The 6,170-nt window shown below is 73.1% G+C and carries 6 protein-coding genes and 3 pseudogenes; 8 read left to right on the forward strand and 1 reads right to left on the reverse strand.

Going from position 1 to position 6,170, the window contains the following annotated elements:
* From EDJALFJO_RS34570 to EDJALFJO_RS35825, 5 genes and pseudogenes are all read left to right on the forward strand, one after another.
* Nucleotides 1-437 (forward strand): annotated as a pseudogene (locus tag EDJALFJO_RS34570) (hypothetical protein); the annotation flags it as partial.
* A 164-nt stretch (nucleotides 438-601) separates the two neighbouring features.
* Nucleotides 602-958: a YraN family protein gene (locus EDJALFJO_RS26860; RefSeq protein ID WP_088289404.1), complete on the forward strand. Its 357-nt coding sequence runs from the start codon at nucleotides 602-604 to the stop codon at nucleotides 956-958.
* Nucleotides 958-2,634 carry a YifB family Mg chelatase-like AAA ATPase gene (locus EDJALFJO_RS26865; RefSeq protein ID WP_233150055.1) on the forward strand — a complete coding sequence of 559 codons (1,677 nt, stop codon included), beginning with the start codon at nucleotides 958-960 and terminating at the stop codon, nucleotides 2,632-2,634. The genes EDJALFJO_RS26860 and EDJALFJO_RS26865 overlap by 1 nt, the downstream gene beginning before the upstream one ends.
* Nucleotides 2,520-2,843 (forward strand): annotated as a pseudogene (locus EDJALFJO_RS35820) (recombinase family protein); the annotation flags it as partial. The gene EDJALFJO_RS26865 and the pseudogene EDJALFJO_RS35820, both read left to right, overlap by 115 nt.
* Nucleotides 2,844-2,888: 45 nt before the next feature.
* Nucleotides 2,889-3,854: a recombinase family protein gene (locus EDJALFJO_RS35825; RefSeq protein ID WP_255392590.1), complete on the forward strand. Its 966-nt coding sequence runs from the start codon at nucleotides 2,889-2,891 to the stop codon at nucleotides 3,852-3,854.
* Here EDJALFJO_RS35825 and EDJALFJO_RS26875 read toward each other — a convergent pair.
* On the reverse strand, nucleotides 3,851-4,558 hold the full coding sequence (locus EDJALFJO_RS26875) for a hypothetical protein (protein WP_143448806.1): 708 nt from the start codon (nucleotides 4,556-4,558) through the stop codon (nucleotides 3,851-3,853). The genes EDJALFJO_RS35825 and EDJALFJO_RS26875 overlap by 4 nt on opposite strands.
* 83 nt (nucleotides 4,559-4,641) lie before the next feature.
* Here EDJALFJO_RS26875 and EDJALFJO_RS26880 point away from each other — a divergent pair, with 83 nt between their 5' ends.
* The 3 genes and pseudogenes from EDJALFJO_RS26880 to EDJALFJO_RS35830 all read left to right on the forward strand — a co-directional run.
* Nucleotides 4,642-4,809, forward strand: a complete 168-nt coding sequence (locus EDJALFJO_RS26880) for a helix-turn-helix domain-containing protein (RefSeq protein ID WP_088289402.1) — start codon at nucleotides 4,642-4,644, stop codon at nucleotides 4,807-4,809.
* 124 nt (nucleotides 4,810-4,933) lie between these two features.
* Nucleotides 4,934-5,416: a hypothetical protein gene (locus EDJALFJO_RS26885; RefSeq protein WP_088289403.1), complete on the forward strand. Its 483-nt coding sequence runs from the start codon at nucleotides 4,934-4,936 to the stop codon at nucleotides 5,414-5,416.
* Nucleotides 5,413-6,170, forward strand: a pseudogene (locus tag EDJALFJO_RS35830) (hypothetical protein); the annotation flags it as partial. The gene EDJALFJO_RS26885 and the pseudogene EDJALFJO_RS35830, both read left to right, overlap by 4 nt.

Raw genomic sequence — 6,170 nt, forward strand, 5'->3', positions numbered from 1 at the left:
GGGCGGGCCGGACCGCGGTCGTCCTCGACACCGAGGGGCTGCGCAAGGGGCTGGGCACCGCCGAGCTGCTCGCGGCGGGCGGCTGGTCGGTGACGCTCGTACCCGTCGTCGGGCAGGCCGGCTGGATGCTCGAGAACTCCAAGTCGGGGCCGCTCGCGCTCGGCCGGCTGCGCGACCTCGGGGTCCGGCTCGTCGAGGGGTACCGGCTCGACCGGGCGACACGGACGCAGGCGGCGCTGCTGCGGCGGTACGACGACGAGCCGCTCGTGCTCACCGCGGACCGGGTCGTCCTCGCCGCGCCGCACGCGCCGGTCGACGGGCTCGTCGCGGCGCTGCGGGCGCTCGGCGTCGAGGTGCACGCGGTCGGCGACGCCCGCGCGCCGCGGCTCGTCGAGGACGCCGTGCACGACGGGTACCGGGTGGGCGCAGCGGTCTGAGGCGGGCGACGGGCCGAGACGGTCTGCGGCGGAACGGATCCGGACGTCCGGACGGCCTCGACCCGTCCACAGATCCGCCGTTCGTCCCACCGTCCACAGGCGGCTGTCCGGGCCGCCCGCGCGGTCACCCGCTCCCGGCAGGGTGACGCCCGGAGGTGGTCACCGTGCGGGTGAAGGACGTGGTGGGGGAGTACGGCGAGAAGCTCGCCGCCGAGCACCTGGTCGACGACGGGATGGTCATCCTCGAGCGACGCTGGCGCTGCGCGATCGGCGAGGTCGACATCGTCGCCCTCGACGGCGACTGCCTCGTCGTCTGCGAGGTGAAGACGCGGCGCAGCGTCGTCGCCGGCAACCCCGTCGAGGCGGTGACCCGGGCCAAGCTGCTGCGGCTGCGCCGGCTCGCGGGGGCCTGGCTCGAGGCGCACGACGGGTACTGGCCCGAGGTCCGGATCGACGTCGTCGGGGTGCTCGTGCCGCGCCGCGGCGGCCCCGAGGTCACGCACCTGTCCGGGGTGGCGTGATGGCGCTCGGCCGGGCCTGGTGCGTGACGCTCGTCGGGCTCGACGGGCACCTCGTCGCCGTCGAGGCCGACGTCGCGCAGGGGCTGCCCGCGTTCACCCTCACCGGCCTGCCGGACGCCTCGCTCAACGAGTCGCGGGACAGGGTCCGCGCGGCGACCGCGAACGCCGGCTGCCCGTTGCCGCCACGCCGGATCACCGTCAACCTCGCGCCGGCCGCCCTGCCGAAGACCGGCACCGGGTTCGACCTCGCCGTCGCCGTGGCCCTGCTCGCCGCGACCGACCGGGTCGACCCGGCGTCCGTCGCCTCCCGGGTGCACCTCGGCGAGCTCGGGCTCGACGGCCGGGTCCAGCCGGTCCGCGGGATCCTGCCCGCCGTCCTCACGGCGGTGCGGTCGGGGCGCCCGCGGGTCGTCGTGCCGGTCGGCAACGCGCGCGAGGCCCGGCTCGTGCCGGGGGTCGACGTGGTCGCGGTCCGCTCGCTCGCCGACGTCCTCGCGCTGCACCGCGGCGAGCCGATGCCCGACGAGGAGGGGCCGGTCGTCGGGGCCGGTGCCGCGCCGCCCGGTGCGGGGGACGAGGACAGCGCGGAGCCCGGCGGCGGGGAGCGCCTCGACCTCGCGGACGTCCTCGGCCAGGCCGAGGCCCGGCATGCCCTCGAGGTGGCCGCCGCCGGCGGGCACAACATGCTGCTGCTCGGCCCGCCCGGCGCGGGCAAGACGATGCTCGCGGCGCGGCTGCCCGGCCTGCTCCCGGACCTCAGCGACGAGCAGGCGCTCGAGGTGACCGCGGTGCACTCCGTCGCGGGCACCCTCGACCCGTCGCTCGGTCTGCTCCGCCGCCCGCCGTTCGAGGGCCCGCACCACACGGCGACCCCGGCCGCGCTCGTCGGCGGCGGCACCGGGTGGCCGCGCCCCGGAGCCGTCTCCAGGGCGCACCGCGGGGTGCTGTTCCTCGACGAGGCATGCGAGTTCGCGCCCAGGGCGCTGGACTCGCTGCGCCAACCGTTGGAGGTCGGCGAGGTCGTCATCCACCGCGCGCAGGGCGCGCTCCGGTTCCCGGCGCAGGTCCAGCTCGTGCTGGCCTCGAACCCCTGCCCGTGCGGGATGTCGAGCGGCACGGGCGACGAGTGCACGTGCTCCTCGCTCGCCCGCCGGCGGTACCTCGGGCGGCTGTCGGGGCCGTTGCTCGACCGGGTCGACCTGCACCTGGAGGTGCTCGCGGTGTCCCGGGCGGAGATGGCCCTGGACGTCGCGCCCGAGCCGACCGCCGTGGTCGCCGCGCGGGTGGCGCAGGCCCGGGCGGCGCAGCGGGAGCGGCTGGCGGGGACGCCCTGGTCGTCGAACTGCGAGGTGCCGGGCTGGTGGCTGCGGTCGGCGTGGCCGCTCGGCCAGACGGTGACGGCCGAGCTGGACCAGGCGCTCGACCGCGGCCGGCTGTCGATCCGCGGCTACGACCGGGTGCTCCGCGTCAGAAAGACGATAGCATCACATACGTGTTCTGCGCTATCTATCTCCGTCAGAGTCTCGACCGAACGGGTGACGAGGCCGGTGTCACCCGCCAGGGCGAGGACGCGCGGGCCCTCGCAGCCACCCGAGGTTGGGACGTCGCAGCGACCTTCACGGACAACGATCTCTCCGCGAGCGGGAAGAAGACCCGTCCCGGGTTCGAAGCGCTGATCCAGGCCATGGATCGCCGCGAGGTCGGTGCCGTAATCGCATGGGACCTGTCCCGGCTCACCCGGAACGCCCGCGACCGGCTCCGGCTGATCGAGGTGGGGCGCCAGGCCGAGGTCGTTGTCGCACTCGTCCGAGGATCGGATCTCGACCTGTCAACGCCGGCCGGACGTCTCACGGCGGACATTCTCGCGAGCGTCGCCCAGCACGAGATCGAGCAGAAGTCCGACAGGCAGCGTCGTGCAGTTCGGCAGGCGGTGGAGCAGGGCCGGCGTATCGGTGGGCGCAGGCCGTTCGGGTACGAGGCAGACGGCCTCACCGTCCGGGAGTCAGAGGCGGAGCACGTCCGGCGCGCCTACGAAGGGGTACTCGCCGGGGTCCCCGTGGCAACGGTTGCCCGCGCCCTCACGGAGGCCGGCGTTCCGACATCGCAGGGCAGCGCACACTGGCATCCGTCGACGCTGCGGGACATGCTCTTGAACCCGCGATATGCGGGGCTCAGGGGGCATGGCTCGGTGCCCGAGCGGGGCCGCCGGACCATCGACGTCCACGGGCCCGCCGTATGGCCCGGGCTCGTCCCTGAGTCGACCTGGCAGGCCACGAAGGACCTGCTGACCGCCCCGGGGCGCCGCACGCCCCCTCGGGGCGGGACGGCCTTCCTGACGGGCTGGTGCGTCTGTGGAGTCTGCGGCGCGCACGTGCACGGCGGACGGGAGTCCGCCTCCGCACGCCGGACCATCCGATGCTCGGCCGTTGCCCACCTGGCGCGGCGGGCCGAACCCGTCGAGCAGTACGTGACTGCCGCACTCTTGCGAAGGCTCGCCAGGGCGGACGCGGCGGACCTGATGGTGGGCGCCTCCCGCGACACGTTCGACGCTGACGCGCTCAGGGTCGAGCGCACAGCGCTACGTGGTCGGCTGGATGAGGCGGCCGGTCTGTTCGCACGAGGAGCGGTCACCGCGGTGCAACTTGAGCGCATCACCGCCGACGTACAGGACCGCCTAGCCGCACTGGACGCTTCCATGGCCGAGGCCGGGCGTGTGGACCTGCTCGGCCCATTGGTGGCTGCCGACGACGTGCATGCGGCCTGGGACGCGCTAGTCCCGGAGGTTCGGCGCAGAGTCGCCGCGACGCTTGTCGACGTGGTGATCCACCCACCAGGCCGCGGTGTCAGGACATTCGACCCCGCGACCGTCGAGGTCACATGGAAGCCAACGAACTAGGCGTCGCCTAGGGGGCGACCGCTTCTCTTGCCGCGGTCTCGTTGGGACACCAGAGCTAGGTAGCCGGCACGCCTGGCCTCGGTGAGGTGTCCCTTGATGGTGTTCTCAGGTGTCGGGTTCTCATCCTCGTCGGGAAAGAGCTCGCCGAGTTGGCGGAGGATGCCGGGTCCGGACAGAGACGTCCGAGCCCTTGCTAGGTCTCGCAGGTACGCGTCGCGGCCCGGCGCTCGGCCGCGCATCGCCTTTCGGATGGGCGGCGGCCCCTCCCAGGATGACGGTTTGCCGGTCGCGGTGGAGTACGCGCCCCGCTGCAAGCCGTCGACGCTGGCCAACCGGCGGCCGATCTCCGCGACGAGGCTCTGCGTGGAGATCGAGCGCAACGTCCTTGCGTCGATCGGCTCGACAGGATCACCCGGCCATGACTCGATGGCCAGCTTGCGCACGACGAGTGCCCCGGTGTCATCCCGGTCGACATGGCCGGTGACTAGCCAACGGCGCTCGTCGAACCCCCGGCGCCCAGCACGGCGCTCCATGACGTACTTGGCGAACACGCCCGTTGCCGGATCGACCGTCAGTGCGTCGTGCACACCTGCCGCCCGCAGCAACCGTCCGAGTGCCTCGGTGGCGGCGGCTGTCGTTCTGTGCGTGACGGTCCCGCTTGAGACCTGGTCGATCAGGTCAGGCGGGTGGGTTTGATCGCTCACGTCGCCAACTGTACGGCGTCACAGGTGGACTCCAAGGGACAGCAACGCCCCTGAATGAATCCAAGACCCCCGAGGTGAGCGCCATGACCCAACTCCTGGCAGTTGACGAGGTCGCCGAACGCTTCCGCTCCAGTGAGAAGCACGTCCGGCGCATGATCCGGCGCGGTGAGCTTCCATGCGTCCGCATCGGCCGCCTTGTCCGGGTTCGGGTGAGCGATGTCGAGGCCGTGATCGGGGGAGGTGCGGCGTGAGCACCCGGATGGATGACGAGCGGGTCCGTGTCGCGATCGATGAACTCGTGCGCGACGCCCCGCCCCTGGGGGAGCGGCAGCGGGACACTCTCCGTCTCCTCTTCCGGTCAGGCCTCGTGCTGGCGTGAGCACCGACGAGCGCGGCGCCCTGCCGGACCCTGGGGAAGGGTTGAGCCGACAGGACGCCGCGAAGAAGGGGCGAGGGGACGCCGCTTGTCCGATCATCCCACGACAGATTGCTGAGGGCGAGCAACTCTCACTGCTGCCCATCGCCGCGCCCGCCGCGCCACTACCGGCCGGGACGTTCGACGGTGCCGATGCAGTCCTCGCCACCGACACCTGGTCCAGCGCGGGCTTCACGGCGGCGCTTGAGCATCTCGCCGCGTCCGGCCGCGAGATCACGGCCGACTCCGTCCGCGCCATCGCAGGGGATCCGGCATCCGCTCAACTCCTCGGAGCCGTCTTCGCCCACGCCGCGCGGCGCGGCATCATCCGCCCCCTGCACGTCCAGGCGTCACCTCGTCGCGAGCGCCGGGGCGGCCTGAGGCGCGTGTGGGTCGCCACTGACGAGTACCTCGGGAGCATCCAGCGCCCAGAGGCGTCGTGAGCGGCGCCACGGGCCGCCGGGCACTCCCGGGGCCCATCGTCGACCTCATCCGCGATGGCATCCCCGACGGGACGTACAACGCCAGGGGAAACCGCGGCGTCTGGCAGGCACTGGTGCGGGTCGCAATGAGCGCAGTCCAGCGAGGACACACCGAGACGGACCTAGCGGCGTACATCACGGCCCGGGGTAGCCGCCTGGGGACGCAGCTCGTCGTCGACCCGGACAACGGCCGCGACCGCCAGGCGCGAGAAGTACGCGCCGACGTCGCCCGAGCATGGGCCAAGGCGCTGGAGATCACCGCCTCCCGACCCGCGCAGGCCCGTGCCGACGCCGACCGACGCATCGCCGCGGCGACAGCACTTGTCGAGGACGCCGACGCACCACTCGACGACGCCCAACGGGCAGTCCTATCGCACGCAGTGCGACAGGCAGACGCCTACAGCACCCCGACACCCGTGCTGCCACGCAACGGACTACTTGCCGCGACCGGCCTCGGACTCACCGCCCTGCGAACCGCCCTGCGCCGGCTCGACGCGGCCGGGCTGCTCGTCGTGGTCGAACCCGGGCGCCGGTACGGCAAGGACGGCGGACCTACTGGAGGCCGCGCTCGGGCCACCCGCTACCGCCTCGCATCGCCCGAGGAGGCCGCAACCGCGCTCGCTACATCACCTACCCCAAGAGCGGGGTATGTAGTGCCCCCCGCAGATGTAGTGCCCCCCCGCCACGGCCTGACCGGTGCCCCCACAGATGTAGT

Origin of the sequence: Kineosporia sp. A_224 (assembly GCF_002198655.1) — a bacterium.
Lineage (GTDB): Bacteria > Actinomycetota > Actinomycetes > Actinomycetales > Kineosporiaceae > R-H-3.

What these genes read in the sequence shown, in the direction of transcription:
- EDJALFJO_RS26865 (WP_233150055.1), top strand. Translation starts at nt 958, where the DNA reads ATGGCGCTCGGCCGGGCCTGGTGCGTGACGCTCGTCGGGCTCGACGGG.
- EDJALFJO_RS26880 (WP_088289402.1), top strand. Translation starts at nt 4,642, where the DNA reads ATGACCCAACTCCTGGCAGTTGACGAGGTCGCCGAACGCTTCCGCTCC.